This window comes from Sphingomonas bacterium (genome assembly GCF_028292945.1).
In the GTDB taxonomy this organism is placed as follows: domain Bacteria; phylum Pseudomonadota; class Alphaproteobacteria; order Sphingomonadales; family Sphingomonadaceae; genus Sphingomonas.
In genome coordinates this window covers 14526-39244 of sequence record NZ_JAQGLJ010000071.1, presented here as the reverse complement: position 1 = coordinate 39244, position 24719 = coordinate 14526, and the positions used below count along the sequence as shown (strand labels likewise).

At 68.0% G+C, this 24719-nt stretch carries 28 protein-coding genes and 1 pseudogene; 15 read left to right on the top strand and 14 right to left on the bottom strand.

The features are described from left to right. From JWN21_RS08880 to JWN21_RS08845, 8 genes and pseudogenes are all read left to right on the top strand, one after another. A pseudogene (locus tag JWN21_RS08880) lies at positions 1–813 on the top strand (hypothetical protein); the annotation flags it as partial. After that, the gene (locus JWN21_RS08875; RefSeq protein ID WP_299648583.1) at positions 813–3506 is read left to right on the top strand and encodes an ATP-dependent DNA helicase; all 2694 of its coding nucleotides are present in this window, start codon (positions 813–815) and stop codon (positions 3504–3506) included. The pseudogene JWN21_RS08880 and the gene JWN21_RS08875, both read left to right, overlap by 1 nt. A gap of 13 nt (positions 3507–3519) precedes the next feature. Next, a complete protein-coding gene (locus JWN21_RS08870) occupies positions 3520–4071 on the top strand; it encodes a histidine phosphatase family protein (protein ID WP_299648580.1) in 552 nt (183 codons plus the stop codon). Positions 4072–4119: 48 nt separating this feature from the next. Further along, complete coding sequence (locus tag JWN21_RS08865; protein WP_299648577.1) at positions 4120–5178, top strand: type III polyketide synthase; 1059 nt, start codon at positions 4120–4122, stop codon at positions 5176–5178. Then, positions 5175–5858 (top strand): methyltransferase domain-containing protein, encoded by a 684-nt coding sequence (locus JWN21_RS08860; RefSeq protein ID WP_299648574.1) that lies wholly within the window; start codon positions 5175–5177, stop codon positions 5856–5858. The genes JWN21_RS08865 and JWN21_RS08860 overlap by 4 nt, the downstream gene beginning before the upstream one ends. Next, positions 5837–6931, top strand: a complete 1095-nt coding sequence (locus JWN21_RS08855) for an FAD-dependent monooxygenase (RefSeq protein ID WP_299648571.1) — start codon at positions 5837–5839, stop codon at positions 6929–6931. The genes JWN21_RS08860 and JWN21_RS08855 overlap by 22 nt, the downstream gene beginning before the upstream one ends. A 32-nt stretch (positions 6932–6963) precedes the next feature. Next, positions 6964–7356: a peptide-methionine (R)-S-oxide reductase MsrB gene (gene msrB / locus JWN21_RS08850; protein WP_299648568.1), complete on the top strand. Its 393-nt coding sequence runs from the start codon at positions 6964–6966 to the stop codon at positions 7354–7356. 37 nt (positions 7357–7393) lie between these two features. Further along, positions 7394–9499 carry a transglycosylase domain-containing protein gene (locus tag JWN21_RS08845; protein WP_299648565.1) on the top strand — a complete coding sequence of 702 codons (2106 nt, stop codon included), beginning with the start codon at positions 7394–7396 and terminating at the stop codon, positions 9497–9499. On the opposite strand, the gene JWN21_RS08840 is transcribed toward JWN21_RS08845, so the two are convergent. The 3 genes from JWN21_RS08840 to JWN21_RS08830 are packed head-to-tail and all read right to left on the bottom strand — an operon-like array spanning position 9472 to position 11164. Then, complete coding sequence (locus JWN21_RS08840) at positions 9472–10104, bottom strand: M48 family metallopeptidase (RefSeq protein WP_299648562.1); 633 nt, start codon at positions 10102–10104, stop codon at positions 9472–9474. The genes JWN21_RS08845 and JWN21_RS08840 overlap by 28 nt on opposite strands. Positions 10105–10160: 56 nt before the next feature. Next, a complete protein-coding gene (locus JWN21_RS08835) occupies positions 10161–10592 on the bottom strand; it encodes a YcgN family cysteine cluster protein (protein ID WP_299648559.1) in 432 nt (143 codons plus the stop codon). Continuing rightward, on the bottom strand, positions 10589–11164 hold the full coding sequence (locus JWN21_RS08830) for an SCO family protein (RefSeq protein WP_299648556.1): 576 nt from the start codon (positions 11162–11164) through the stop codon (positions 10589–10591). Before JWN21_RS08830 ends, JWN21_RS08835 begins: the two co-directional genes overlap by 4 nt. Before the next feature lie 70 nt (positions 11165–11234). On the opposite strand from JWN21_RS08830, the gene JWN21_RS08825 reads away from it, so the two are divergent. After that, positions 11235–11828, top strand: coding sequence for an ankyrin repeat domain-containing protein (locus JWN21_RS08825; RefSeq protein ID WP_299648553.1), 594 nt, complete (start codon positions 11235–11237; stop codon positions 11826–11828). Here the strand turns inward: JWN21_RS08825 and JWN21_RS08820 are convergent. From JWN21_RS08820 to JWN21_RS08770, 11 genes are all read right to left on the bottom strand, one after another. Further along, entirely contained in the window at positions 11825–12316 is a 492-nt protein-coding gene (locus JWN21_RS08820; RefSeq protein ID WP_299648550.1) for an MmcB family DNA repair protein, read from the bottom strand. The two genes, JWN21_RS08825 and JWN21_RS08820, sit on opposite strands and share 4 nt — an antisense overlap. Positions 12317–12353: 37 nt before the next feature. After that, on the bottom strand, positions 12354–12971 hold the full coding sequence (locus JWN21_RS08815; protein WP_299648547.1) for a cell wall hydrolase: 618 nt from the start codon (positions 12969–12971) through the stop codon (positions 12354–12356). Positions 12972–13167: 196 nt separating this feature from the next. Beyond that, positions 13168–13488 carry a DUF1491 family protein gene (locus JWN21_RS08810; RefSeq protein WP_367182928.1) on the bottom strand — a complete coding sequence of 107 codons (321 nt, stop codon included), beginning with the start codon at positions 13486–13488 and terminating at the stop codon, positions 13168–13170. Beyond that, entirely contained in the window at positions 13488–13952 is a 465-nt protein-coding gene (locus tag JWN21_RS08805; RefSeq protein WP_299648592.1) for a PaaI family thioesterase, read from the bottom strand. The genes JWN21_RS08810 and JWN21_RS08805 overlap by 1 nt, the downstream gene beginning before the upstream one ends. Next, the gene (locus JWN21_RS08800) at positions 13942–14409 is read right to left on the bottom strand and encodes a PTS sugar transporter subunit IIA (RefSeq protein WP_299648544.1); all 468 of its coding nucleotides are present in this window, start codon (positions 14407–14409) and stop codon (positions 13942–13944) included. The genes JWN21_RS08805 and JWN21_RS08800 overlap by 11 nt, the downstream gene beginning before the upstream one ends. A gap of 50 nt (positions 14410–14459) precedes the next feature. Continuing rightward, positions 14460–15041, bottom strand: a complete 582-nt coding sequence (gene raiA / locus JWN21_RS08795) for a ribosome-associated translation inhibitor RaiA (protein WP_299648541.1) — start codon at positions 15039–15041, stop codon at positions 14460–14462. A gap of 79 nt (positions 15042–15120) precedes the next feature. Then, entirely contained in the window at positions 15121–15807 is a 687-nt protein-coding gene (dnaQ, locus tag JWN21_RS08790; protein ID WP_299648538.1) for a DNA polymerase III subunit epsilon, read from the bottom strand. Positions 15808–15814: 7 nt separating this feature from the next. After that, the gene (gene coaE, locus JWN21_RS08785; RefSeq protein ID WP_299648535.1) at positions 15815–16408 is read right to left on the bottom strand and encodes a dephospho-CoA kinase; all 594 of its coding nucleotides are present in this window, start codon (positions 16406–16408) and stop codon (positions 15815–15817) included. Next, positions 16405–17214 (bottom strand): shikimate dehydrogenase, encoded by an 810-nt coding sequence (aroE, locus tag JWN21_RS08780; protein ID WP_299648589.1) that lies wholly within the window; start codon positions 17212–17214, stop codon positions 16405–16407. Before aroE ends, coaE begins: the two co-directional genes overlap by 4 nt. Positions 17215–17269: 55 nt before the next feature. Beyond that, positions 17270–17860, bottom strand: a complete 591-nt coding sequence (locus tag JWN21_RS08775) for a nucleoside triphosphate pyrophosphatase (protein ID WP_299648532.1) — start codon at positions 17858–17860, stop codon at positions 17270–17272. Next, positions 17857–18675 carry a pyruvate, water dikinase regulatory protein gene (locus JWN21_RS08770; protein WP_299648529.1) on the bottom strand — a complete coding sequence of 273 codons (819 nt, stop codon included), beginning with the start codon at positions 18673–18675 and terminating at the stop codon, positions 17857–17859. Before JWN21_RS08770 ends, JWN21_RS08775 begins: the two co-directional genes overlap by 4 nt. Before the next feature lie 277 nt (positions 18676–18952). Here JWN21_RS08770 and hemE point away from each other — a divergent pair, with 277 nt between their 5' ends. The 6 genes from hemE (at position 18953) to mnmE (ending at position 24683) form a co-directional block, all read left to right on the top strand. Continuing rightward, positions 18953–20008 carry a uroporphyrinogen decarboxylase gene (gene hemE, locus JWN21_RS08765; protein ID WP_299648526.1) on the top strand — a complete coding sequence of 352 codons (1056 nt, stop codon included), beginning with the start codon at positions 18953–18955 and terminating at the stop codon, positions 20006–20008. 117 nt (positions 20009–20125) lie between these two features. Continuing rightward, a complete protein-coding gene (locus tag JWN21_RS08760) occupies positions 20126–20581 on the top strand; it encodes a CopD family protein (RefSeq protein ID WP_299648523.1) in 456 nt (151 codons plus the stop codon). 149 nt (positions 20582–20730) lie between these two features. After that, positions 20731–21987 (top strand): transcription termination factor Rho, encoded by a 1257-nt coding sequence (gene rho, locus JWN21_RS08755; RefSeq protein ID WP_299648520.1) that lies wholly within the window; start codon positions 20731–20733, stop codon positions 21985–21987. Between the two features lie 196 nt (positions 21988–22183). Further along, on the top strand, positions 22184–22909 hold the full coding sequence (locus tag JWN21_RS08750) for a TerC family protein (protein ID WP_299648517.1): 726 nt from the start codon (positions 22184–22186) through the stop codon (positions 22907–22909). 260 nt (positions 22910–23169) lie between these two features. Beyond that, positions 23170–23409 carry a DUF6489 family protein gene (locus tag JWN21_RS08745; RefSeq protein WP_299648514.1) on the top strand — a complete coding sequence of 80 codons (240 nt, stop codon included), beginning with the start codon at positions 23170–23172 and terminating at the stop codon, positions 23407–23409. Continuing rightward, a complete protein-coding gene (gene mnmE / locus JWN21_RS08740; RefSeq protein WP_299648511.1) occupies positions 23406–24683 on the top strand; it encodes a tRNA uridine-5-carboxymethylaminomethyl(34) synthesis GTPase MnmE in 1278 nt (425 codons plus the stop codon). The genes JWN21_RS08745 and mnmE overlap by 4 nt, the downstream gene beginning before the upstream one ends. Positions 24684–24719 lie beyond the last annotated feature (36 nt).

The window sequence follows — 24719 nt, the reverse complement described above, 5'->3', positions numbered from 1 at the left end:
CATCTCGGCTGGTGCGGGCAGGATCTTTTGCACGAGACGCGGCATATGCCCGAGGCGGACATGGTGAAGCATTATCGCGACGCGCAGGCGCTCGACGTCACCATGGCGCGCGATGGGCTGCCGTGGCGGCACGATCCGGCTGCGCGGATCGCCGCAGCGCCGCCCGGGATCCGTGTGATCTGGGACCTGTCGCACTTTGATCCGCCGCCACAGCGCGAGGCGCATGCAATCCGCTGCACCAAGGCCCTTGACGCATTTGGGTCGCCCGGTCCGGCCTACATCCTCGCAGTCAACGAGCCGTCATTGTGGCCGCTGCTCTGCCGGCGACCCAGGCGGGAGGGGATAGCCGCTGCCAAACGGATGATGGCGGCCTTCGGGCTGGTCAGGGAAGCGCGATTCCATACCTGCGACCCGCTCCACAATCTGCCCGAGGCAACCTTCGCCGCGACCGACGCGCTAGTCGCGACCGGGTGGATCAGCGTGGTCGGCGTCGACTATTACCCGCATGACGCCACCGTGCCGCTGGTCGAGGTGCTGCGCGCGGTGCACCAACGCTACGGCCTGCCGCTGGCGATCGCCGAGACAAGCCGGCATCTGGGGCACCGCCGCGCGCGCAAGCGCTTCCCGTGGATCGGCGACTGCCAGCGCAACTGGCTGCGGCATGTGCAGGACGAGGTGCGCGCGTCGGAGGTCCCGGTGGAGGGCCTCTGCTGGTATCCGTGGCTCGACCAGCCGGTGTGGCGTCGGCCGGGAACACGCAGCCGCTCGCCGTGCGGGTATCGCCCGCCCGCCGACGAAGCACTGGCTGCCTGATGCTGCTGCACCCCGCGCTTCACGCCAGCCATGCCGGTATCTGGCTCGCCACCGCCAGCGAAACGCGCGCGGTCAGCCGCGCGGAGGCGATCCGCGTCGCGGCCGAGACGCCCGTCATCCTGCTCAACGCGCCGCTGGTCGGGCAACGGCTGGGCTATGCCGAGCTGTCAGGGCTGGACCTGCTCGAATTGTTCGCGTTCCTGCACCCCGCGCGCTTCGCCGTGCCGACCCCCGCCGGGCTGGCGCGCGCGGTGGACCTGTCTCCGCCCGACCGCGACGAGGATGTGGCGTCGTTCCTGCTCGAGGCGGCGGCGGCGCTGCTGGCGGTGACCGAGGGTGGCTGGCCCGAGCGCGAAGGCGCCTGGATGGCGGCGGCGTCGCTGCAGCGACTGCGCTGGCCGTGGGCGCCGGCCGTGCTGGAGCGGCTGAGGAAGCCCGAACAGGCCGAACGCTGGCTGTTCACGCGCTTGCCCGATTGGGAGGAAGCGGCCCCTCGCCCCGCACCACGTGCAGTCGCCATCGAACCCGGCGAAGCGGAGACCCGGCTGGCGACGCTGACCGGCGCGGGCGCCGAGGCACGCCCCGGCCAGCGCGCCTATGCCGCTGCCGCCAGTGCCGCCTTCGCGCCGCGCGCCGTGCGCGACGCGCCCAATCTGGTGCTGGCGCAGGCGGGAACCGGGATCGGCAAGACGCTGGGCTATCTCGCCCCCGCCGCGACCTGGGCGGAGAAGGCGGGTGGCGTCGTGTGGATCTCCACCTTCACCAAGGCACTGCAGCGCCAGCTCGGGCATGAGACGCGGCGGTTGCACCCTGATCCGGTGCTGCACCGCGAGCGGATCGTCACGCGCAAGGGACGCGAGAACTACCTCTGCCTGCTCAATCTGGAGGACGCGCTGCAAGGCGGGTTCGCCGGGCGCGCGGCGGTGCTGGCGCAGCTGGTCGCGCGCTGGGGGGCGTACACCCGCGACGGTGACATGGTGGGCGGCGACCTGCCGGGCTGGCTGACCACGTTGTTCCGTCGCAACGGCTCCGTCGCGCTCACCGACCGGCGCGGCGAGTGCGTCTATGCGGGCTGCCCGCACTATCGCAAATGCTTCATCGAACGCGCGGCGAGGGCGAGCGCCGAGGCGGACATCGTCATCGCCAACCACGCGCTGGTGATGGTCAACGCCGCGCGCGGTCGCGAGCTGGCAAGCCGGCCGACGCGCTATGTCTTTGACGAGGGGCATCATCTGTTCGACGCCGCCGACGCGATGTTCGGGGTGGCCCTTACGGGGACCGAGGGCATCGAGCTCAGGCGCTGGATCATGGGGCCGGAGGCGACCGGGCGCGGGCGGCGGCGCGGGTTGCAGGCGCGGCTGCTGGATGTCGGCAGCTATGACGAGGCGGGCAATCAGGCGATCGTCGCCGCCATCGACGCCGCGCGCGCCTTGCCCAGCGACGGATGGCTGGCGCGGCTGGCGGAGGGACAGCCGTTCGGGCCGATCGAACAGCTGCTCGCCGCGGTGCGCGGCCTCACCTACGCGCGCGCCGAACAGCCGGGTGACGCCGGGTACGGGCTGGAAACCGAGCTCGCCGAGCCGACGCCGGCACTGATCGAGGCGGCGGCGGCGTGCGGGCAGGCGCTCGACGCGCTGGTGCGACCGCTGAACGCACTCGGGCGGCGGCTGGAGGCGGTGCTCGCCGAAGCACCCGACTGGATGGACGCGCCGGCGCGGGCACGGATCGAGGGCGCGATCGCATCGATCGGCTGGCGCGCCGAGACGGTGGCGGCGTGGCTGGCGCTGCTCGCGCGGATCGGCGGGCCGGCGGACCCGGATTTCGTCGACTGGCTGGCGGTCGAGCGGGCCGAGGGACGCGAATACGACGTCGGGCTTCACCGACGCTGGCTCGACCCCACCCGCCCTTTCGCAGAGGTGGTGCTGAAACCCGCGCATGGCGTGCTCGTCACGTCGGCGACGCTGACCGCAGGTGGCGATTGGGGCCACGCAGAAGCGCGGGCCGGGGCGCCGCATCTCGGCCGCCCCGCGACCCACTTCGAGGCGCCGAGCCCGTTCGATTATTCGGCGCAGGCCGAGGTGCTGATCGTCACGGACGTGCCGCGCGGCGACCTTGGCGCGCTTGCCAACGCCTATGCAAGGCTGATCGCCGCGGCCGACGGCGGTACGCTGGGGCTGTTCACCGCCATTCGCCGGCTGCGCGCCGTCCATGGCCGCATCGCCGACCGGCTGGCGCGCGACGGACTGCCGCTGCACGCGCAGCATGTCGATCCGATCGATACGGGTACGCTGGTGGACATTTTTCGGGACGACCCCAATGCCTCGCTGCTCGGCACCGACGCCTTGCGCGACGGGGTCGACGTGCCCGGTCACTCGTTACGGCTGGTGGTTATGGAAGGGGTACCCTGGCCCAAGCCGACGGTGCTGCACGCGGCACGCAAGCTGGCCAGCGGTGGGTCCGGCTATGACGACCGGATCGTGCGCGCGCGGCTGGCGCAGGCGTTCGGACGGCTGATCCGCACGGGCAGCGACCGCGGCGCGTTCGTGCTGCTGAGCGCCGCGATGCCATCGAGGCTCCTCATCGCTTTCCCCGCCGGTGTGCCGATCGTGCGCGTCACACTGGACGAAGCGATCGCTCGGGTGACGCAGCGGCTTTCCACGGCGGCTCGCGTGAGGCATGGGGCGCTCGCCTAAGCCGGAGCCTGCCATGAAGACGCTGACGCTGCTGCGCCACGCCAAGTCGGGCTGGGACGACGCCGTTCAGCGCGATTTCGACCGGCCGCTCAATCTCAAGGGACGTCGCGCCGCCGCCACGATCGGCAAGCACCTGCGGCGACGCGGGCTGGTGTTCGACCATATCATCGCCTCGCCGGCGCTGCGCGTGCAGCAGACGCTTGAGGAGGTCGCGACCGGCTATGGCAGCACGCTGGCGCCCGCTTGGGACCGGCGCATCTATCTCGCCTCGGCGGCGACGCTGCTCGACCTGGCGCAACAGCTTCCGGACGGAGCCGGGACGGCGCTGCTGGTCGGGCATAATCCGGGGCTGGAAGATCTGGTGCTGCTGCTGGTGCCCGACGCGGGCCCGGAGCTGAGAGGGGGTCCGCGTGACGCGGTCGAAGAGAAATATCCGACCGCGAGCGTCGCCGAGCTCTCCTTTGCGGTCGAGCGCTGGGGCGATCTGGCCGCCGGCGGCGCGACGTTAACCTGCTTTACGCGGCCGCGCGATCTGGACCCCACTCTGGGGCCTGACGAGGACTGAGGCGGCACGGCCTGCCCTTTCGCGCGTTGTGGTCGCGAAAGGCTCTCCTTGACCGCTTATCTTCACGCCATCGGCACCGCCGTGCCGTCGCACGACGTGCATGCCGCCTTTATCGATTGGGCGCGCGCGCAGGTGGAGCCTCGATCGGCAAAACTGTTCGACCGCATGGCCGCGCGCGCGGGCATCGGTCACCGTTGGTCGGTGCTGCCCACCGCGTGCGACGGCGGTTCGCCGGTGGCGGCGGGGGGCTTTTATGGCGAGGGGCATCCCGGCACGGGCGAGCGGATGCGGGTCTATGCCGAGGCGGCGCCCGCGCTGGCGCTCTGTGCCATCGCGGAACTGCGCAAGCAGGTGCCGCTTGACGGCATCACGCATCTGGTCGTCGCCAGCTGTACCGGGTTCGTGGCGCCAGGTGTCGATCAGATCATTGCCGCGCGGCTCGGCCTGTCGCCGTCGGTCGAGCGGCTGCTGGTCGGGTTCATGGGCTGCTACGCCGCCGTCGCGGCGCTGCGCAGCGCGCGCCACGTGGTCCGATCCGATCCCGCCGCGCGTGTGCTGGTGGTGACCGTCGAGCTGTCCACCCTTCATCTCCAGCCCGCGACCGCGATTGAGCCGTTGTTGGCCATGCTCCAGTTCGGCGATGGCGCGGCGGCGGCACTGGTGACGGGCGAGCCTGGCGGTTTCCATCTCGACCGCCCGTTTGCCGCCGCTCTCCCGGACACGGCGGCGCTGATCCGGTGGGACATCACCGACAGCGGTTTCGCGATGCACCTGTCGGGTGAAGTCCCCGCGCGCATCGCCGGTGCGCTCGCGGACAAGGCGCTCGCGGCGTCGATGATCGGCGGTGTGGCGGCGCGCGATGTCGACGGCTGGGCGGTCCATGCGGGCGGGCGATCGATCCTCGATGCGGTGGAGAAGGCGCTGCATCTTTCGCCTGAGGCACTGGCGCACTCGCGCGCAGTGCTGGCGGACAATGGCAATATGTCGTCGGCGACGTTGATGTTCGTGCTGGCACGCCTTCTTGCCGGACCATCGGTGCGTCATGGCGTCGCACTCGCCTTCGGGCCCGGTCTGGCGGCCGAAGGGTTCGGGTTCGCGAGCGCATGAAGCGCGCGGTCGACGCGCACGAGCTGATGGACGCCGATGACCTCGATCCGGAGGTATATGCGGCCGTCGTCGGCGATCTGGCGAAGGTCAACGTGGTCACTATGGCCGCGCGCCCGACCCTCGCCTTCCTGAACAAGATCGTGAGCGATGACGAGGTGCCTCATATCAAGCTTCTCGACGTCGGCTTCGGCAACGGCGACTTGCTTCGCCGGATCGCCCGCTGGGCCGCTCGCCGCGGCATCACGACCGAGCTCGTCGGCGTCGATCTAAACCCTCGCAGCGAGTTGGCGGCGCGAGCGCATACCCCCGCCGACCTTCACATCCGCTATGTCACGGGAGATTATCGCGACGTCGGCGGGGACTGGGACGCGGTGATCTCCAGCCTGGTTGCACATCACATGACGCACGACCAGCTCGTTGCGTTCATCCGCTGGATGCACGCCAATGCGCGCGACTGGTTCGTCAACGACCTGCATCGCCACGGCTTCGCCTATCGCGGCTACCCGCTGCTGGCGGGACTGGCGCGCTGGCATCCGATCGTCCGTCATGACGGACGGCTCTCGATCGCCCGGTCTTACCGCCCTGCCGAGTGGCCGCCGATCCTGAAAGAGGCGGGCGTGCGCGGAGCGCGCGTGTTCCGCGCTTTCCCGTTCCGACTATGCGTCGAGTTCCTGCGGTGAACGCCAAGGCGCTGATCGTCGGCGGCGGACCTGCCGGCGCGGCCTGCGCGATCGGGCTGGCGCGCGCCGGGTTTCCGCATCTGCTCGTCGAACGCGCGCGCGAGACCGGCGACGCGATCTGCGGCGGGTTCCTCAGCTGGCGCACGCTTGACCGACTGGCTGCGCTCGGCATCGAGGCGGACGCGCTCAATCCGGAGCGGCTGACGCAGGTACGACTATTCGCTGGACAGCGTACCGCGACCGCCGCGCTGCCGCGTCCCGCGCTTGCCGTCTCGCGTCAGCGGCTCGACACGCTACTGCTTGCCCGCGCCGCCGCCGAAGGCGCGACGATCGAGCGCGGCGTCGCCGTGCGGGCGATCGAGGGGACGCAGGCACGCACCGCCGACGGCGCGACGCTCAGCGTCGACACGCTCTTCCTCGCCAGCGGCAAGCACGATATCCGTGGCCTCGCCCGCCCTGCCGACGCGCGTGGACGCGACCCGACGCTGGGCCTCCGCGTGCGCCTGCCAGCCTCTGCGGCGCTCACGCATCTGCTCACCGGCGCGATCGAGCTGCACCTGTTCCCCGGCGGGTATGCCGGGCTGTGCCTGCAGGAGGATGGCAGCGCGAACCTGTGCATGGCCGTGCATCGCTCGCGCTTGGACGATGCCGGTAATCCCGAGCAGTTGCTGACGCGGCTCGGCAACGACCTACCCGCGCTGGGAGACCGCCTCGCCCGTGCCGATTCCGCCGGGCCGGTCGATGCCATCGCCAACGTTCCCTATGGCTGGCGCGCGCACGACGCGCCCGCCGGTATCGTGAGGCTTGGCGATCAGGCCGGCGTCATCCCGTCGCTCGCCGGCGAAGGGATGGGCATCGCCATCGCCAGCGGGATGGCCGCCGCCGGAGCTTATGCGCGTGATGCAACCATGATCGGCTGGCAACCCCGCTTCGCCCGGCGGCTCGCGCGCCCGATGGGCGTGGCGAGCCTGGTGCGGCGCGTCGTCGAGAGCCGCCTCGCCGCGCCGGCGCTCTTCGCCGCGCGACCGGCGTTGATCGAGGCGCTCGCACGCCTGACCCGCGTCGCTTCTTGACGCTTGGCCGCGTCGACCCGACATCCATCGGCATGGATCAGATCACCCTTTCCGAAGCCGAATGGCGCAAGAAGCTCACGCCCGAGCAGTTCCACGTGCTGCGCGAGGCGGGCACCGAGCGCGCCTATGCCGGCGCACTCACCGACAACAAGGCGGTCGGCGTTTATCGCTGTGCCGCGTGCCAGCTGGACGTGTTCGACAGCGCCGACAAGTTCGATTCCGGCTCCGGCTGGCCTTCGTTCACGCAGCCGATCGACGAAGTGGCGGTAAGTGACCACACCGACCGGAGCCATGGCATGGTTCGGGTCGAAACACGTTGTGCGCGATGCGATAGCCACCTCGGCCATGTCTTCCCGGACGGACCGCCGCCGACCGGCCAGCGTTATTGCATCAACTCGGTTGCGCTCGACTTCGTCCCGCGTTGACCTTGTTGGGCTAGCGCGAACCGCGTAACCCTCTCGCATGGCTCGCGCGCGTACCCGTCCCGCTCCACCTCGGGACACTCCCCCCTGGCGTCGCCGCACGGTCCGCACGTTGCAGGTGCTGATCGGCCTGGGAGTGGTCGGCCTGATCGCGCTGGTGATCGCGGTCTATGTCGCACGCGCGCAGCTGCCGAGCTTCGACCAGCTCAAATCGTCGCCCAACGGCCAGATGATCCGCGTCCACGCTGCCGACGGTACGGTGGTGTTCACGCTCGGTCCCGCGTACGGCCAGTGGCTGAGCTACGGCCGTATTCCCCAGCGGATGCTCGACGCGACCGTGTCGGTCGAGGATCGCCGGTTCCGCAGCCATCTGGGTGTCGACCCGATCGGCATCGCGCGGTCGGTGCGGGTGCGGCTGGATCGCGGTCGGTGGGTGCAGGGTGGCTCCACCATCACGCAACAGCTTGCGCGCAACATCTTCCTGTCCTCGCAGAAGAAGTTCGGCCGCAAGTTCCGGGAATGGATCCTGGCGCTCGCGTTGGAACGCAAATTCTCGAAGGATCAGATCCTCGAGCTGTACCTCAACAAGGTCTATTATGGTGGTGGTGCGTACGGGATCGACGCCGCCAGCCGCCGCTTCTTCGGCCATGGCGCTGATCGGCTGAACCTGGAGGAGGCCGCGGTCATCGCCGGCCTGGTCAAGGCGCCTTCCAACTATTCGCCCACCGCCGATGCGGAGGCTGCCGTGGGACGGGCGGGCGTAGTGATCGACGCCATGGTGACTGCCGGTACGCTGACCGCCGCGCAGGCCGCCGCCGCCGATCCCAAGGGATTGGAGCTGCAACCCGCACCCAAGCAGAACTCGGTGCGCTATTTCACCGACTGGGCGCTGCCGCAGCTGGACACGCTAATCGACGAGCAGGACGCACCGCTGGAGGTCTACACCACGCTCGACCTGTCGATGCAGCGTGCGGCCGACGCGGCGATCCGGCAGCATGCGCCGGCAGGCGCGCAGGGGGCGCTGGTCAGCCTCGACCGCGACGGCGCGGTGCGCGCGATGGTGGGGGGCAAGGACTACGTCAATTCGATCTACAACCGCGCGACGCAGGCGGTCCGCCAGCCCGGCTCCGCGTTCAAGCTGTTCGTGTATCTCGCGGCGCTGGAGTCCGGGCACAAGCCCGAGGACACGGTGGTCGACGAGCCCGTCACCATCGACGGCTGGAGCCCGCGCAACGACTCCCGCCGCAATTCGGGCGCGGTCTCCCTGCGTACCGCTTTCTCCTATTCGCTCAATACGGTGGCGGCGAAGCTGGGGCAGGAGGTGGGCTTTACCACCGTCGCCGATATGGCGCGGCGCTTTGGCATCACCACGCCGATCAACACGCATCCCTCGATGGTGCTGGGCACGTCCGACGTCCGACTGATCGACATGACGCGCGCCTTTGCGAGCGTCAGTCAGAACGGTGTCGCCGTCACGCCCTTTGCGATCACCCGCGTCGAGGCGGACGGCGAGGTGATCTATCGCCATGAAACCGACCGCAGCCATGTGCTCGTCGCCCCCTATGTCGCCGCGCAGATGGTCGACCTTCTGCAGTCGGCGGTGGCGTCGGGCAGCGGGCGGGCGGCGCAGATCGGCCGGCCGGTGGCGGGCAAGACGGGCACAACCAGTTCGTCCAAGGATGGCTGGTTCCTGGGCTTTTCCAGCGGGCTGACGACGGGCGTGTGGTTCGGGCGCGACGACGCGCGGCCGATCCGCGGCCTAGCCGGCGGGCGTTCCCCCGCGCTGGCCTTCGCCGCCTTTATGGGGCCGGCGACGCGCAGCCGACCTATCGAGCAGTTCCAGACCCAGGTGACCCTGCCCGATTGGGCGCTGGGGAACGAAGAGGAAGCCTATTTCGGCGAGCCTGACACCAGTGTCGAGCCAGCCGTCGGGGTCGATCCCGATGGCAACCCGCTACCCGAGCCGGCGCCTCCGCCGCAACGCGACCCGGACGCGCCACCCGTCATCGTGCCGGAAGAGGCGCCATCGGAACTCGACCAGCTGATCGATCGCGTCAACGGTCGCGAGGAGCGCCCCCCGCCGCCTCTGGCCGAACGTCGCCGGCCTCCACGCGATTATTACGAGGAAGAACGCCCGACCCAGTGAAGGCTCGCGCCGTTCGCACGCAACCACGCGCGGGCGGCTGCCGGGTCGGCACCCAGCAGCTCCGCGACAAGCGCGTGGAATGCCGGGCCGTGGTTCATGTGCACACGGTGGGCGACCTCATGCGCGACCGTGGCGCGGCGGACCCAGCCGGGCGCGAGCAGCAGGCGCCAGCTGTAGCGGATGATGCCGGTGGAGGCGCAACTCCCCCAGCGCCCGCGCGGGTCACCGACCGCGACCTGCGTCACGGTGACCCCGGCGAGCGCGGCGAACTCCGCCGTTTCGCGGCTCAGCAGGTCCAGCGCCGCGCGCCGCAGCCACAGCTCGACCCGGCGTGCGACCGTGTCGGCTGGGCCTTCGACCGACAGCGTGTCGTCGACGCGCCGCACCGTGCGCCGAGTGCCCTCGGACCAAGTGATCGTCAGCGTCTCGTCGGCAATGGGCAACACCGCACCCGCGATAAAGGGCCTAGCATCGGGCAGGCGAGCGCGCTGTTCGGCAAGCCACCCTGCCTTTTCGTCAGCCCACGCCAGCGCCGCCTTGAGCGGTGCCCTGCGCGGTAAGGTGAGCCGCGCGCGACCGGTCACTGGGTCGAAGGACAGTTTCATCGTCCGCGAGCGAGGGTGACGCACGACCTCGTAATCGGCCTCGCCCGCTGCTTCCCTCACAGCTCCCGGTCGATCAGATGATGCTCCAGATCGCCGACGTCCGCCTCGCTGACCGTCCACCCGCTCACCGAATGCCCCGCGCGGCGCACCGCGTCACGATCGCCGGAGACGAGATAATGCCAGTCGGGCAACGGTTCGCCGTTCGCACGCAGGCGATAGGCGCAGGTCGATGGCAGCCACTCGATCGTGGCGACGTTGCGCGCGGTCAGCCGCACGCATTCGGGAACATAGGCGCGGCGATTGCGATAGTCGGAGCATTGCCCTGTGCGCCGATCCAGCAATCGGCAGGCGACATTGGTCGCGTGCAGCTCGCCCGTGTCCTCGTCCTCCAGCTTGTGGAGACAGCATTTGCCGCAGCCGTCGCACAGCGCCTCCCACTGAGCGCGATCAAGCTCCGCGATGGGACGCTCCCAGAAGCGCCCGCTCATTTCACCCACTGCCTGATGACCGCAGCGACCGCACCCGGCCCGGCATCCTGCTCCAGCAGCGCGATCGGCTTGCCATCGGGCCCCATCAGATAGCCGGACCGGCTGTGATCCATCAGATAGCCGCCACCGGGGGATGTCGCGCCCTTGGCGAAGGCGATGCCATAGGCCTGCGCCACCCGCTTGATGTCGGCCGGACTGCCGGTCAACCCGATCGCGCGCGGATGAAAGGCGGCGGCGAACGCCTTGACGACCGGCGCGGTGTCGCGCTCGGGATCGACGGTGACGAATACGGGCACGATGCGCGCTGCCAGCGCCGGGTCCGACTTCTCCACCTGCTTCAAGCCGGCGGCGATCGCTGCGAAATCGGTCGGGCAGACATCGGGGCAAAAGGTGTAGCCGAAATAGACCAGCGCATAACGACCCGCGAGGTCGCGCTCGGTGAAGACGCGGGCATTCCCGTCAGTCAGCCGGAACGGCCCACCGATGCGCGCGCCGTCGAGCGGCGGTCGCGCGGGCGTCGCCTGCTGACAGCCCGCCAGCACGAGCAGGATGGCGGGAAGAAGCCTGTTCATGACGCGGCCAGCCTTGATCGGTAAGGCCAAGCGGCGCAAGTAATTGCCCTGGGTTCGGGAATCAGCATCCATGTCGCTTCGTCATTCGCTCGCTTTCGTTGCGCTGGTCGCCGCCGTCCCCGTGCTGGCGCAATTTCAGTCGGAGGGGTACAAATTCCTCCAGGCGGTCAAACAGTCGAAGAACAACGACGTCATCGCGGCCTTGAACAAACCGGGCAGCACCGTCGTCAACACCAAGGACGTGACCACCGGCGAGGCAGCCCTGCACGTCACCACGCGCCGCGGAGATGCAGCGTACACGAACTTTCTGCTGCAAAAGGGCGCCGACCCCAATATCCGCGACGCCCGGAACAATACCCCCATGATGGTGGCGATCGATGCCGGCCAGTCCGAGATGGTGCCGCTGCTGCTGCTGGGCAAGGCCAATCCAAACCTTGCCAATGCCAGTGGCGAGACGCCGCTGATCCGAGCGGTGCAGCGGCGTGACATCGGGTTGGTGCGGACGCTGCTGGCGGCGAAGGCCGATCCCGATCAGCGCGACGTCATGGCCGGGCTGTCGGCGCGCGACTATGCGGGTCGCGATCTGCGTGCCGCGGCGATCGCCAAGCTGCTCGCCGATACGCCGCGCCGCGCAAGGGCGGCGGTGGCCGGTCCGAAGCTCTAGAAGGTCGCCAGTTCGGGGTCGCGCTCCGCGACCAGCCGACGCGCCGCCCGCCGGGCGAAAGCCAGCGTGCACCGTTTTCGGACGTGCGCGGGCAACGGCTCCGATCGCGCCTCCCGCACGATTGCGGCATCGTAGCGGTCAGCGACGATGATGCCCGTCCGCTCGGGGAGGAACGCCGGGCCGTCGAGCGGCGACAGATCAAACCCGGCCGGCACTGCCCAGAAGAAGCGGTCGCAATGGTCGAGGTAATCCGGCCATTTGCCGTCGCCGAGCAGGTCCGCGCGCGAAACCTTGACCTCGACGATCACCAGCCGGCCATGTGCGTCGAGCGCCATCAGATCAGCGCGCCGTCCGCCGTCGAGCGGCACCTCCCCCATCGCGAACAGATCGTGGCGGAACAGCAGCCGGGTGACGCCACGGCACACGTCCGCCGCGCACAGCGGGGAGCCGGGTTCGTCGACGCAAGATTGTGGGGCCGGTTCGAGCACGTCGCCCGGTAAGAACATCTAGCGAACAGTGCAAGACTCAGCGGTAGAAGATGTGACCGCCGATCGTCGCGACGCGCTTCAGCCCGGGCAGGCCGGCGCGAACGCCGTTGAAGTACAGCGCGTTGGCGGCGGCTTCGGTCTGCCACGTCTGCGTCAACGCCACTTTGGCAACGCCCAAGGCGGTCTTGTACGCCGCTTGCGTCGCATTGATCGCAGGGATCGCCCCGCCGCGGACGAAGCCGAACTGGCCACGCTGCTTGATGACGCCGCAGACGCTGCTGGCGAAGCGGCCGGACTTGGTGCGGTTGAGGATGACCTGCGCGACAGCGAGCTGGCCGTGCAGCGGCTCGCCCTTGGATTCGAAATAGATCGCGCTGGCGAGGCAGCGGAGGTGCTCGTCACCGATTGACTCGTCGATCGCGGCACCGGGCGCGCTATGCGCGGCGACGGCGGCGGCCAGGCTGGCGAAGGAGGTGCGTGGCGCGATGGCGACGACCGGGTCGACGAGGACTGCGGGAGTGGTGGCGGGGGCAGGCTGAACGATCAGCGGGGCCGCCGGTGCGGTTGGAAGCAGGGGGGCGGCGGGAGCCGCGAGGCCGCGATCATAATCGCTGGCGAGGCCGGGTGAGCTTGCGCCCAGAACACCGGCGGTCATGCAGAGAACAGCCGCGAAACGCGCGGCCAGTTGGAAGAACGACATTCGATTGCTTGTTCATGCGGTTGGACCATGGAACCGACCGGCATAGCCGCTCGCCCAGGCATCCCCCCGACTGCGTAACCGACGCGGATCGCACCCGCTTCAGCACAACGCTCGTTGCGATGAGTCGGGGTCGGTCCGGGGCCGCGGAGAGTCAATCGGACGCTAAGGTTTCAGCGGCGAAGCGTTGCGAGTCCGCGCCGTCCAGTTCGATTACCCACAGATCCGGGTCGCGCGCGCGCCGCCGTCGCCAATAGCCGTCGAGGTCGTCGGCCGGAGTCGAGTCGATCAGTCCCGAGCGCCCGTCCGGTCCGATGCCACGCTCCAGCAGCCTGCTCTCGCCGCGCTCAACCGCCACCACCAGCACCGCACCAGCCTGTGCATCGCCCTTCGCCAGCACCGTACCGAAGCCACCCGCATCGTTGATCCGCCGCAACAGCGCACTCACCAGCACGCCCGTCGGCAAACGGTCCATCAGCGTCGGTAGCCGGGCAGGTCGGCGAGCGGGATACGCGAGCGCATGAACGTGCCCGTCCCGCGCGCCACCTCGTCGCCCGCTTCATCCAGCAGTCGCGCGTCGGCGACGAACACCCGGCGCCGACCGCTGATCCAGCGTCCCTCCGCCACCACCGGGCCGGCGGCGAGCGGGGCGGTGAACAGGATATTGAACTGCGTGGTCAGCAAGAAACGATCGGTGACGAGGCTGTTCGAGGCATAAAACGCGGCGTCGTCGAGCATTTTGAAGTAGCTCGTACCATGCGCCGCCCCGCCGGCATGGAAATGCCGCTCGTCGACCGTGAAGTGGATGCGGGCGACGCCGCTCGCTTCGATCTCCAGCCGGCTCTGGAAGAAGTGGTTGATCGGCGCATGCGCATACAGTGACTCGAGCGCGCGGAAGTGCGCCGCGCCGTCATCTTCCGCGCGCGGTTCAGGCGGCATCGCGCGCCCGATCGGCGGCGAACAGCGCATATAGCGCGTCGGGCGAGCCGGCGCCGCGCAGTTTAGCCAGAAACGCCCGGTCACGCAGGCGACGCGAAACGCGCGCCAGCGCCTTGAGGTGATCCGCCCCCGCCGCGGGCGGCGACAGCATCGCCCACACTAGATCGACCGGCGCAGCGTCGACCGCGCCGTAATCGATCGGGTGCGCCAGCCGCGCGAACACCGCCGTCACCTGGCTCACGCCGTCAACCTTGGCATGGGGGATGGCGACCCCCCCGCCGAAGCCGGTTGAACCCAGCCGCTCGCGCGACGTAAGCGCTTCGCCGATCACGCGCGCGTCCGCGCCCGTCTGACGGGCGAGCGCGGCCGCCAGCGCCACTAGCAGCGCCTTCTTGCCGAGCACGGCGATGCCGGTCAGCACCGCGTCGGAACGCAGCAGGTCGGTCAGATCGGTCATGCTGCGCGGCAAGTAGGGCACCCGCGCCGATGTGGAAAGATCGTTCCCGATCAGGCGCGTTGTGGCTCGACCCAGCCGATCGTGCCATCACCGCGGCGGTACACCATATTGTACGACCCCGTGCCGGAGTTCTTGAACAACAAGGCGGCGGTGTTGCGCAGGTCCAGCATCATCACCGCATCCGACACGCTGGCATCGGGCACGTCGACCCGCGTCTCCGCGACGATCAGCGGCGCGTCGCCGACCTCTTCCTCCTCGCGCGGCTCCTGGAACAGCGTGTAGCCGGCATTGTCGTACGCGCCCGCTTCATTGACCTCGATCGACTCGGCCGCATGCGTGTCCTTCAACCGGCGCATGTAGCGACGCAGCTGCTTCTCGATCTTCTCCGCCGCACCGTCGAAGGTGGGATGCGCATCATGCGCCTCGTGCCGGCCCTTCAGCACCAGCCCCTTCATGACGTTCATGACGATGTCACAGGTGAAGCCGACATCGTGCGGCCCCTTGCCGAACGTGACCTGTGCGGAGATCGCGCGGCTGAAAAGCTTGTCGACGATGGCTTGGAGCCGGGTCTGGACGTGGGTGTTGAGCGCGTCGCCGGTGGCGACCTGATGACCAGAGATCCGGATGTCCATGAACTACTCCTAGCTGGCAGGCACACCAAAATATTGGGGGACCCGCTCTGATGTTGGCGGGCACCAGCCCGCATGGCAGTCAGCCGAACGCCTCTCCCCAGAGCGGCGCGGTGACGGTAGACAGAAACGCGCGATGCCGCGCCCTTTCTCCCTCGGATACGGTGAAAACGCGCGCCGGTCGGACGGGACGGGCGAGGGTCGCGGCGGACGGTGCGGCGGCGGCCTTCACCTCGTCGACCAGGCCAAGCCCGATCTGCCGCCCGCCCATCAGCTCGACATAGACCTGCGCCAGCAGCTGCGCGTCGAGCAGCGCGCCGTGCAGGACGCGATGCGAGCGGTCGATGCCGAAGCGCGTGCACAGCGCATCGAGATTGTGCTTGGCGCCGGGATGCTTCTTCTGCGCGATCGGCAGGGTGTCGACCATGCGCGTGGTGCACACGAGTGGCCGGCCACAGCGGCTCAGCTCGCCATTGAGAAATGCGAAGTCGAAAGTCGCATTGTGCGCGATCAACGGCGAATCGGCGATGAAGTCGAGCAGCTCGTGAACCAGGTGCGAGAACAGCGGCTTGGCGCGCAGGAAGTCGGAGCGCAGGCCGTGGATGCGTGCGGCCTCCTCGGGCATGTCGCGCTCGGGATTGAAATAGGCGTGCCAGTGGCGGCCGGTATCGACGCGGTTGAACAGCTCGACACAGCCGATCTCGACCAGCCGGTCACCGGCATGGAAGCTCAGCCCGGTGGTTTCGGTGTCGAAAACGATCTCGCGCATCGGCTCGCTATGAATCCGTGCGCCCGAGCACGCAAGCTATGACCCGCGCAACGGCGGCACGGGTCTCGGCGAGCGGCACATCGGTGGCGATCACGAAGTCGGCGCGGGCGCGCTTGTCCGCGTCGGGCAGCTGGCGCGCGAGGATCGCGTCGAGCTTTGCCTTCGTCATGCCCGGCCGCGCCAGCACGCGCGCACGCTGAACGGCCTCGGCGGCGCTGACCACTACCACCTGGTCGACCCGCGAATCACCGCCGGTTTCGAACAGGAGCGGCACGTCGAATACCACGAGGGGCGCGTCGGCGTGCTCGCGCAGAAACGCGGCCCGCTCCTCGCCGACCGCCGGATGCACGATCGCCTCCAGCGCGTGCATCGCCGCATCGTCGCCCAGCACGGCCTCCGCCAGTGCGGTACGGTCGACGCCCGCAGGCCCGGTGGTGCTGGGGAAGCGCGCCTCGATCGCGGCCACGATGCGCCCTGCCGGTCCCTGCAGCCGGTGGACGGCGGCATCCGCATCGAACACCGGCACGCCGCCATCGGCGAACATCGCGGCCACGGTCGACTTGCCCATGCCGATCGAGCCGGTGAGGCCGACGGTGATCATGACGTCAATATCGCCCGCAGCTCCGCATCGCGCTCACGCGGCGGCACCGCGCCGAAGAACAGCTCGAACGCCAGCGCCGCCTGACCGATGAGCATTTCCAACCCGTCGACGGTCGCAAGCTCGCGGGCACGCGCGGCAGCAAGGAGTGCGGTCTCCAAGGGCGAATAGACGATGTCGTACACCACTGCATCTTCCGCCAGCGGCGACAGATCGAGATCGAGCGGCGGCTGGCCGACCATCCCGAGCGCGCTGGTGTTGACCAGCAGCGCGGTCGTCGGTGCCAGTGGCGCGTCGAGTGGCGTCACATCACCCTTCAGCCCGAAGTGCGAGAGTAGCCCCGCCGCCTTGAGCGGAGACCGGTTCATCACCGTCACGCGTTCTACCTTTAGCCGCGCCAGCGCCCACAGCACCGCGCGCGCCGCCCCGCCGGCGCCAATGACGGTGACGTGTTGCCCGGCTAATTGCAGTTCCGCGATGGGTGCGGCGAAGCCGGCTGCGTCGGTGTTGGTGCCGATCACCGAGCCGTCGGGCTGACGCAGGATCGTGTTCATCGCGCCGATCGATGAGCGTACCCCACCCGGGTCGTCGACCAGCTCCATCACCGCCTGCTTATGCGGCATGGTGAGATTGCACCCGCGCCAGTTCGCGTCGGCGCAGGCGCCCGCGATGTAGTCCGGCAGCTCTCCGGCGGGGACGTGGAAGCGCTTGTACTCGCCCGCGATCCCGAGCGCAGTGAGCCAGAAACCGTGGATCAGCGGCGATTTGGACTGGGCGATCGGGTCGCCGATCACCTCGGCAAAGGGCATGCTCACGCGCGGAAGGTCACACTAAGTTCACACTGGTGCAATGAAGTCCCGTGACTCACGTTTCGATGACGCCCCGCACGCGCAGAAAGCCGAGCACCGGAATCAGCGGCAGACCGAGCACGGTGAAATGGCTCCCCTCGATGCGCTCGAATAACTGCACGCCCGGTCCTTCGATCCGAAACACGCCGACGCATCCCGCGACCGCCGGCCATTCGGCGTCGAGATAGCGATCGATGAAGCTGTAGGACAGCGTTCTGACGTGCAGCTTCGCGCCGTCGACATACCGCCACACAGCGTGGCCATCCTCCGCGACGACGGCGGCGCTCCACAACCGATGCACGCCGCCGCTCATCCGCGCGAGATGCTCGGCCGCCTGCTCGCGGGTGACGGGCTTGTCTAGCAGCGTTCCGTCAGCAAGCGCCACGATCGAATCGCTGCCCAGGACCAGCGCGCCCGGCCGGCGCGAGGATACCTTCAGCGCCTTCAACTCCGCCAGCGCGTCCGCCAGATCGCGCGGGGCCAATCCGGCTAGCGAAGCCTTGGCGGCATCCTCGTCCACAGCGGCGGCCTCCGCGGTGAAGGCCACATCCGCAGCAGCCAGCATCGCGCGACGCGACGCGGATTGCGAGGCGAGGATCAGCCTCATACTGGCCCACCCTCACGCTTCTCCTGCACCAGCGCGATCACCGCCGCCGCGGTTTCCTCGATCGAACGCCGGGTCACGTCGATTACCGGCCAGCCATTGTCCGCGAACATGCGCCGCGCGAACTGCAGCTCACGCGCGACCGCTTCTGCCGCCACATAGCTCGTGTCGGGCAGCTGGTTCAGCGACAGTAGCCGGTTGCGGCGGACCTGGATCAGGCGGTCGGCGCTGGTGGTCAGCCCAACAACGAGCGGCCGTTTCAGCGTGAACAGCGCCGGCGGCGGCGGGCTTTCGATCACGATCGGGATATTGGCGACCTTGAAGCCGCGATTGGCGAGGTAGATCGACGTCGGCGTCTTGGACGACCGCGACACCCCCGCCAGGACAATGTCCGCCTCTTCCCAATTGTCGAACCCGATGCCGTCGTCATGCGCGATGGTGAACTGGATCGCATCGACGCGGGCGAAATAAGCGGCGTCGAGAGCATGCTGACGGCCGGGCCTAGCCTTTGCGGTCTGGCCCAGCAGTCCCGAGAGCGCGTCGTTGACCGGATCGAGCGGCGCTACCGCCGGCAGCCCCAGGGCCATGCACCGGTCCTCCAGGATGCGTCGCGTCGCCGGGTTGACCAGCGTGAAGATCACCAGCCCGGGATTGTGCGCGATCTCTTGCAGGATCCGATCGAGATGCGCCTCGGTACGCACCATCGGCCAGAAATGCCGCACCGTTTCCACATCGTCATATTGCGCGAGTGCGGCCTTGGCGATGTTCTCCAGCGTTTCGCCGGTGGAGTCGGACAGCAGGTGGAGGTGCAGCCTCATTTCAGCACAAATCTGTGGAGAACATGGGCAAAACGGGTAGCGCAACCCGTTCCGCCCGCCAAGCGATGCCGCCGGCGTGGATAAACCGCGTTCCATCCACAAAGCCGCCAACACCGGCCGGTTCCGCCCACATCCTGTGGATAACGGGCATGGCCGGCTCGAATCGCGAGCGGAACGTGCTGCGCGTCGGGTCAAGCTGTTGGCAAAAACGGGACAGGCGCTAATGGCCGCTATCCGCCTGCCAACCACTACAACAACCTTTTAGATTCTCTTCTTAATGGAAGAAGGACCGGCCCTGTCCGACGTTTCGATCAAGAAGCCGCTGCTCGCCGCGCTGCGTGGCGAACGGCAGGCGGTGCCGCCGATCTGGCTGATGCGCCAGGCGGGGCGCTATCTGCCGGAATATCGCGCGTTGCGGGCGGAAAGGGGTGGCTTCCTGGCGCTGGCGACCGATCCAGAGGCAGCGGCGGAGGTGACGCTGCAGCCGATCCGCCGCTTCGGCTTCGACGGCGCGATCCTGTTCTCCGACATCCTGATGGTGCCTTGGGCGCTGGGGCAGGAGCTGAGCTTTGGGCCGGGCGAAGGGCCGCGCCTGTCGCCGCCGCTGGTCGATGGCCTGTGGCAGCAGCTGCAGGGCGCGCCCGAGATGCTGGGCCCGATCTACGAGACGGTTCGCCGTGTTGCGGCCGCGCTGCCGCCAGCGGTAACCCTGCTCGGTTTCGCCGGATCGCCGTGGACGGTCGCGACGTACATGGTCGCGGGACAGGGGAGCAAGGACCAGGCCGAAGCTCGTGCGCTCGCCTATCGCGACCCCGTCGCTTTCGCGTCGCTGATCGAGGTGATCGAGGTCTGCACCTTCGAATATCTGCTGGAGCAGATCGATGCGGGGGCAGAAGCGATCCAGCTTTTCGACAGCTGGGCCGGCTCGCTCAGCCCCGCGCAGTTCGAGCAGTGGGTGATCGCGCCGACCGCGCGCCTCGTACAACGCCTGCACGCAGCGCGACCGGGCACGCCCGTCATCTGCTTTCCCAAGGGCGCGGGGGCCAAGCTGCCGGCTTACGCTCGCGAGACCGGTGCCGATGCGATCGGGCTGGACGAGACGGTGGATCCGGTCTGGGCGGATGCGGTGCTGCCGCCGGGGATGCCGGTGCAGGGTAATCTCGACCCGCTGGCGTTGCTGGCGGGTGGGGAGGCGCTGGAGCAAGGCATCGACCGCGTGCTCGCCGCCTTTCCGGAGCGACCGCATGTGTTCAATCTAGGCCATGGCATCGGTCAATTTACGCCGATCGAGCATGTCGAAGCGCTGCTGGCGAGAGTAGGACGCAGCTTCTGATCATGCTGAACTTTTTTCAGCATCCACGCGCGACAGGCGAGATCAGCAACGGTTGGTGTTGTGCAAACCGCATCGCCTGGTGCTGAAACGGGTTCAGCATGACGGAGGGATAGTATGATGATCGGCTGGCTGGGTGGTGCCTATCTGTGGGTGAGGGCGGCGCACGTCATCTTCATGGTGTTCTGGATGGCGGGGCTGTTCATGCTGCCGCGTTATCTGGTGCATCATCAGGAGGGTCTGGGCGACCCCGCCGAAGGGCCGCGCTGGATCAAGCGCGAGGCTCTGATCAGGCGCATGATCCTTACCCCAGCGATGGTGGCCGTGTGGGTCCTGGGCCTGATGCTGGCGGCCAATGTCGGCTTCTTCGACGGCCAGCCTGGGCTGGGCTGGCTACATGCCAAGCTGCTGCTGGTGCTCGCCTTGTCGGGCTATCATGGTTGGGCGGTCGGCTATTCGAAGAAACTGGCGGCGGGGCGGCCGACGCTGACCCCGCGCACGTTGCGGCTGCTGAACGAGGTGCCGGCGCTGGCTGTCGCGCTGATCGTCATCCTGGCGATCGTGAAGCCGTTTTGAGCAGCTTGACGGCAATGGCGGTGCGTCCTAGGTCATAGGGCAACTGTCGTGGCCGGCGTCCTGCCGGGTTCGCGCTTTTCCCGCTTCGTGCCAAGTTCGTGATCGTCAGCGCCGGCCGCTGCCCCGAACTGATTTCTCGTGGATTTCCCATGCATCTCAAAGACCTGAAGAAGAAAAAGCCCGCCGAACTGGTGAGCATGGCCGAGGAGTTGGGCGTCGAGGGTGCATCGACGCTCCGCAAGCAGGATCTGCTGTTCGCGATCCTGAAGGTCCAGGCCGACAATGGCGACCAGATCATGGGGCTCGGCACGATCGAGGTCATGTCCGACGGTTTCGGCTTCCTGCGCTCGCCGGAATCCAACTATCTCGCCGGTCCCGACGACATCTACGTCTCGCCCAACCAGGTTCGCAAACACGGCCTGCGCACCGGTGACACCGTCGAGGGCGAAATCCGCGGACCCAAGGACGGCGAGCGCTACTTCGCGCTGGTCAAGCCGGTGGCAGTCAACTTCGACGATCCGGACGTCGTCCGTCACCGCGTCAATTTCGACAATCTGACGCCGCTTTATCCCGAGTCCAAGCTGACGCTCGACAATTTCGATCCGACGCAGAAGGACAAGTCGTCGCGCGTCATCGACATCGTCTCCCCGCAGGGAAAGGGCCAGCGCACGCTGATCGTCGCCCCGCCGCGGGTCGGCAAGACGGTGATGCTGCAGAACATCGCGCGCGCGATTTCGGAGAACCATCCCGAGGTCTTCCTGATCGTGCTGTTGATCGACGAGCGGCCTGAGGAAGTCACCGACATGCAGCGGTCGGTGAAAGGCGAGGTCGTCTCCTCCACCTTTGACGAGCCGGCGACGCGCCACGTGCAAGTCGCTGAAATGGTGATCGAAAAAGCCAAACGGCTGGTCGAGCACAAGAAGGACGTGGTGATCCTGCTCGATTCGATCACCCGCCTGGGCCGTGCCTACAACACCGTCGTGCCGTCGTCGGGCAAGGTGCTGACCGGCGGTGTCGACGCCAATGCGCTACAGCGCCCCAAGCGTTTCTTCGGCGCCGCACGCAACATCGAGGAGGGCGGCTCGCTGTCGATCATTGCTACCGCGCTGATCGACACCGGCAGTCGCATGGACGAGGTGATCTTCGAGGAGTTCAAGGGCACCGGCAACTCCGAGATCGTGCTGGACCGCAAGGTGGCGGACAAGCGGATCTTCCCGGCACTCGACGTCGGCAAGTCTGGCACCCGCAAGGACGAGCTGCTGGTCGACAAGGCCAAGCTGTCGAAGATGTGGGTCCTGCGCCGGATCCTGATGCAGATGGGCACGACCGACGCGATGGAGTTCCTGCTCGACAAGATGAAGGATTCGAAGTCGAACGAGAACTTCTTCGAGAGCATGAATCAATAGCGCAGCGCGGCAGGTGGCCACACCTACCCGATTCGCGCAAGCTCGGTCGGCGTGAAGCGTAGTGCCCCCGTTCGACGTCACGACGGGGCCATGCTGCGGCGCCCCTCCTGCCTGGCGTCGCGCTTGGATGCTGAAACTAGTTCAGCATAGCCGAGAAGGGGTGGAGAGCGCGATCTTCCTGCGCTAAGCACTCGTAATGCTCTTCTCCTTTCTAGCGGCCGCATCCGCCGCCCTCCCCGCAGCCGATGGCATCTGGGCCCAGATCGTCGCCGACGTGTCGCACCTGTTCAGCGGCGACGGCAGCGCCTGGTTCGCGTTTGGTCAGGTGCTGCTGATCGACATCGTGCTGGCCGGCGACAACGCCATCGTCATCGGCGCACTGGCGGCCGGCCTGCCCGCAGATCAGCGCAAGAAGGTCATCCTGATCGGCATCATCGCCGCGCTGGTGCTGCGCATCGGTTTCGCGCTGATCGTTACGCAGCTGCTCCAGATCGTCGGGTTGGTGTTCGCGGGCGGCTTGTTGCTGCTGTGGGTCGCCTGGAAGATGTATCGCGAGCTGCGACCTGCCGGGGCAGGCAACGCGGGTTCTCCTGAGGTCGAGGGCGACGAGCATTCCGGGGTCAAGCCGGCGAAGAGCTTCGCCAGCGCGGCCTGGGCGGTTGCGATCGCGGACGTATCGATGAGCCTCGACAACGTCCTGGCAGTGGCCGGCGCGGCGCGCGATCACCCGGGGATCCTGATGATCGGGCTGGTGTTCGCGGTGGCACTGATGGGGATCGCCGCCAATCTGATCGCCAAGTACATCGAGCGCTATCGCTGGATCGCCTGGATCGGCCTGTTGGTGATCGTCTACGTCGCCGGCAGCATGATCTATACCGGGATCACTGACCAGGAGGTCGGGCTGATGACGCTGTTCGGGTAACGCCGAACAGCCGGAGTCACCGGTTGGCATGACGTATTTGGTCGCTGGTGCGCGGCCAAAACACCCTGCGTTGGCAGTCGAACACGGGTTGGTGAGTTGATCCGCCCCGCCGACATAGGTGTATCGCGGATCGGGTTTCCCTCGGGGACCTTCGGATCGCGTCCGATGGCTCGCTGGCCGATGGTCGTTGCGGGAGCGGTGCCGATTGGCGCATACACGTCATCGTCCCGCGCCATGTCTCCTGCCCGAAGGTATGCTCCATGAAGGTCACCGTTGACATCGAATGCACCCCTGAGGAGGCGCGCCGAGCGGTGGGACTGCCGGACCTCAGCCCGTTGCACGAGCGCTATGTCCAGATGCTGATGGAGTCGATGAGCGGCGGTGGCGTCAAGCCCGAGATGCTTGAGGGTATGGTGCGCAGCTGGGCGCCGATGGGCGAGGCTGGGCTGGCGATGTGGCGGCGGCTGGTGGAGAGCGGCACCGCCAAGCCGGACAGATGATCGAGACGATCGTCGCGCGGTCGAGCGGCGCGCCGCCAGCCGCGATTGCCATTATCCGGATCAGCGGGCCGGCCGCTTTTGCCGCGGTAGCGGCGCTGACGGGCACCTTGCCGGCGCCACGGTGTGCGTCGCTTCGCGCCGTCCGTGGTGCGGACGGTGCGTTGTTGGATCGCGCCTTGATCCTTCTCTTCCCGGGCCCGGCGAGCGCGACCGGCGAGGATGTGGCGGAACTGCATTGTCACGGCGGCCGGGCGGTGACGGAAGCGGTGCAGAACGCGATTTTGAGTTGGCCTGGGTTACGTATGGCCGAGCCGGGCGAGTTCACCCGCCGTGCGCTGCTGAACGGGCGAATGGACCTGGCGCAGGCGGAGGGACTAGCCGATCTGCTGGAGGCCGAGACCGAAGCGCAACGCCGGGCAGCACTGACCGCGACCGAGGGGCGGGTAAGTGCCGCCGTCCGAGGCTGGATGTCGATGATTGCCGACCTGGCGGCCAGGGTTGAAGCGACGCTCGACTATGCCGAGGAAGGCGATGTCGAGCAGGAGGACTTGCTGCTCGCGGGAGTGGTTGCGGACGCCGCGCTGCTGCGCGCGGAGATCGTCGCCGCGCTTGCCGCGCCGCCCGTCGAGCGGCTTTACGACGGCCTGCGCGTGGTGATCGCCGGTCCGCCCAATGCCGGCAAGTCGACCCTTCTGAACCTGCTCTCGCAGCGGGAGGCGGCCATCGTCACCCCCGTCGCCGGAACGACGCGCGACAGGATCGAGGTCGCCGTTCGACGGGAAGAAGCGGCGTTTCTGCTGATCGATACCGCAGGTCTCAGCGATGCTGCCGATCCCGTCGAGCAGATCGGCGTTACGCGCGCTCGCGATGCGATCGTGGAGGCCGACCTTCTACTGTGGCTGGGTGATGATCCTCCACCTCGATCGGATGCCCTTTGGGTGCATGCAAGATCGGATCTCGAAGGTCGCGCCGTACTCCCGTCGGGTCGGTCTCTGGCCATATCCAAACATGACCTCGCCTCGATCGAGCGGTGCTGGCAAGCCGTTGCGAGTCAGGCGGAGAGGCTCCTGCCAAGATCAGGCGAACTCCCCCTCAAAGCAGCGCAACGCTCCTCCTGCCTGACAGTAACCGAATTGTTGATGCTGCCCTCCGACCCACTGCTTGTGGCCGAACATCTTAGGACTGCCTCGGTGCTGTTGGGGAGATTGCTCGGGATCAACGCGCCGGAAGCGGTGCGCGACGCACTTTTCGCCCGGTTCTGTCTTGGAAAGTAGTGTTCCACGTGGAACAATTTTGCATTCTCTATCAGG

Bases quoted from the DNA above. Each gene is read 5' to 3' on its own strand.
- raiA (WP_299648541.1), bottom strand. From the start codon at position 15,041: ATGGACATCCGGATCTCTGGTCATCAGGTCGCCACCGGCGACGCGCTC.
- JWN21_RS08870 (WP_299648580.1), top strand. From the start codon at position 3,520: ATGAAGACGCTGACGCTGCTGCGCCACGCCAAGTCGGGCTGGGACGAC.
- coaE (WP_299648535.1), bottom strand. From the start codon at position 16,408: ATGATCACCGTCGGCCTCACCGGCTCGATCGGCATGGGCAAGTCGACC.
- aroE (WP_299648589.1), bottom strand. From the start codon at position 17,214: ATGCCCTTTGCCGAGGTGATCGGCGACCCGATCGCCCAGTCCAAATCG.
- JWN21_RS08810 (WP_367182928.1), bottom strand. From the start codon at position 13,488: ATGGACCGTTTGCCGACGGGCGTGCTGGTGAGTGCGCTGTTGCGGCGG.
- JWN21_RS08840 (WP_299648562.1), bottom strand. From the start codon at position 10,104: ATGAAACTGTCCTTCGACCCAGTGACCGGTCGCGCGCGGCTCACCTTA.
- rho (WP_299648520.1), top strand. From the start codon at position 20,731: ATGCATCTCAAAGACCTGAAGAAGAAAAAGCCCGCCGAACTGGTGAGC.
- JWN21_RS08825 (WP_299648553.1), top strand. From the start codon at position 11,235: ATGTCGCTTCGTCATTCGCTCGCTTTCGTTGCGCTGGTCGCCGCCGTC.
- JWN21_RS08775 (WP_299648532.1), bottom strand. From the start codon at position 17,860: ATGAGGCTGATCCTCGCCTCGCAATCCGCGTCGCGTCGCGCGATGCTG.
- mnmE (WP_299648511.1), top strand. From the start codon at position 23,406: ATGATCGAGACGATCGTCGCGCGGTCGAGCGGCGCGCCGCCAGCCGCG.
- JWN21_RS08800 (WP_299648544.1), bottom strand. From the start codon at position 14,409: ATGACCGATCTGACCGACCTGCTGCGTTCCGACGCGGTGCTGACCGGC.
- hemE (WP_299648526.1), top strand. From the start codon at position 18,953: ATGGAAGAAGGACCGGCCCTGTCCGACGTTTCGATCAAGAAGCCGCTG.
- JWN21_RS08745 (WP_299648514.1), top strand. From the start codon at position 23,170: ATGAAGGTCACCGTTGACATCGAATGCACCCCTGAGGAGGCGCGCCGA.
- JWN21_RS08760 (WP_299648523.1), top strand. From the start codon at position 20,126: ATGATCGGCTGGCTGGGTGGTGCCTATCTGTGGGTGAGGGCGGCGCAC.
- JWN21_RS08805 (WP_299648592.1), bottom strand. From the start codon at position 13,952: ATGCCGCCTGAACCGCGCGCGGAAGATGACGGCGCGGCGCACTTCCGC.
- JWN21_RS08835 (WP_299648559.1), bottom strand. From the start codon at position 10,592: ATGAGCGGGCGCTTCTGGGAGCGTCCCATCGCGGAGCTTGATCGCGCT.
- JWN21_RS08830 (WP_299648556.1), bottom strand. From the start codon at position 11,164: ATGAACAGGCTTCTTCCCGCCATCCTGCTCGTGCTGGCGGGCTGTCAG.
- msrB (WP_299648568.1), top strand. From the start codon at position 6,964: ATGGATCAGATCACCCTTTCCGAAGCCGAATGGCGCAAGAAGCTCACG.
- JWN21_RS08750 (WP_299648517.1), top strand. From the start codon at position 22,184: ATGCTCTTCTCCTTTCTAGCGGCCGCATCCGCCGCCCTCCCCGCAGCC.
- JWN21_RS08770 (WP_299648529.1), bottom strand. From the start codon at position 18,675: ATGAGGCTGCACCTCCACCTGCTGTCCGACTCCACCGGCGAAACGCTG.
- JWN21_RS08845 (WP_299648565.1), top strand. From the start codon at position 7,394: ATGGCTCGCGCGCGTACCCGTCCCGCTCCACCTCGGGACACTCCCCCC.
- JWN21_RS08875 (WP_299648583.1), top strand. From the start codon at position 813: ATGCTGCTGCACCCCGCGCTTCACGCCAGCCATGCCGGTATCTGGCTC.
- JWN21_RS08815 (WP_299648547.1), bottom strand. From the start codon at position 12,971: ATGACCGCCGGTGTTCTGGGCGCAAGCTCACCCGGCCTCGCCAGCGAT.
- dnaQ (WP_299648538.1), bottom strand. From the start codon at position 15,807: ATGCGCGAGATCGTTTTCGACACCGAAACCACCGGGCTGAGCTTCCAT.
- JWN21_RS08860 (WP_299648574.1), top strand. From the start codon at position 5,175: ATGAAGCGCGCGGTCGACGCGCACGAGCTGATGGACGCCGATGACCTC.
- JWN21_RS08855 (WP_299648571.1), top strand. From the start codon at position 5,837: ATGCGTCGAGTTCCTGCGGTGAACGCCAAGGCGCTGATCGTCGGCGGC.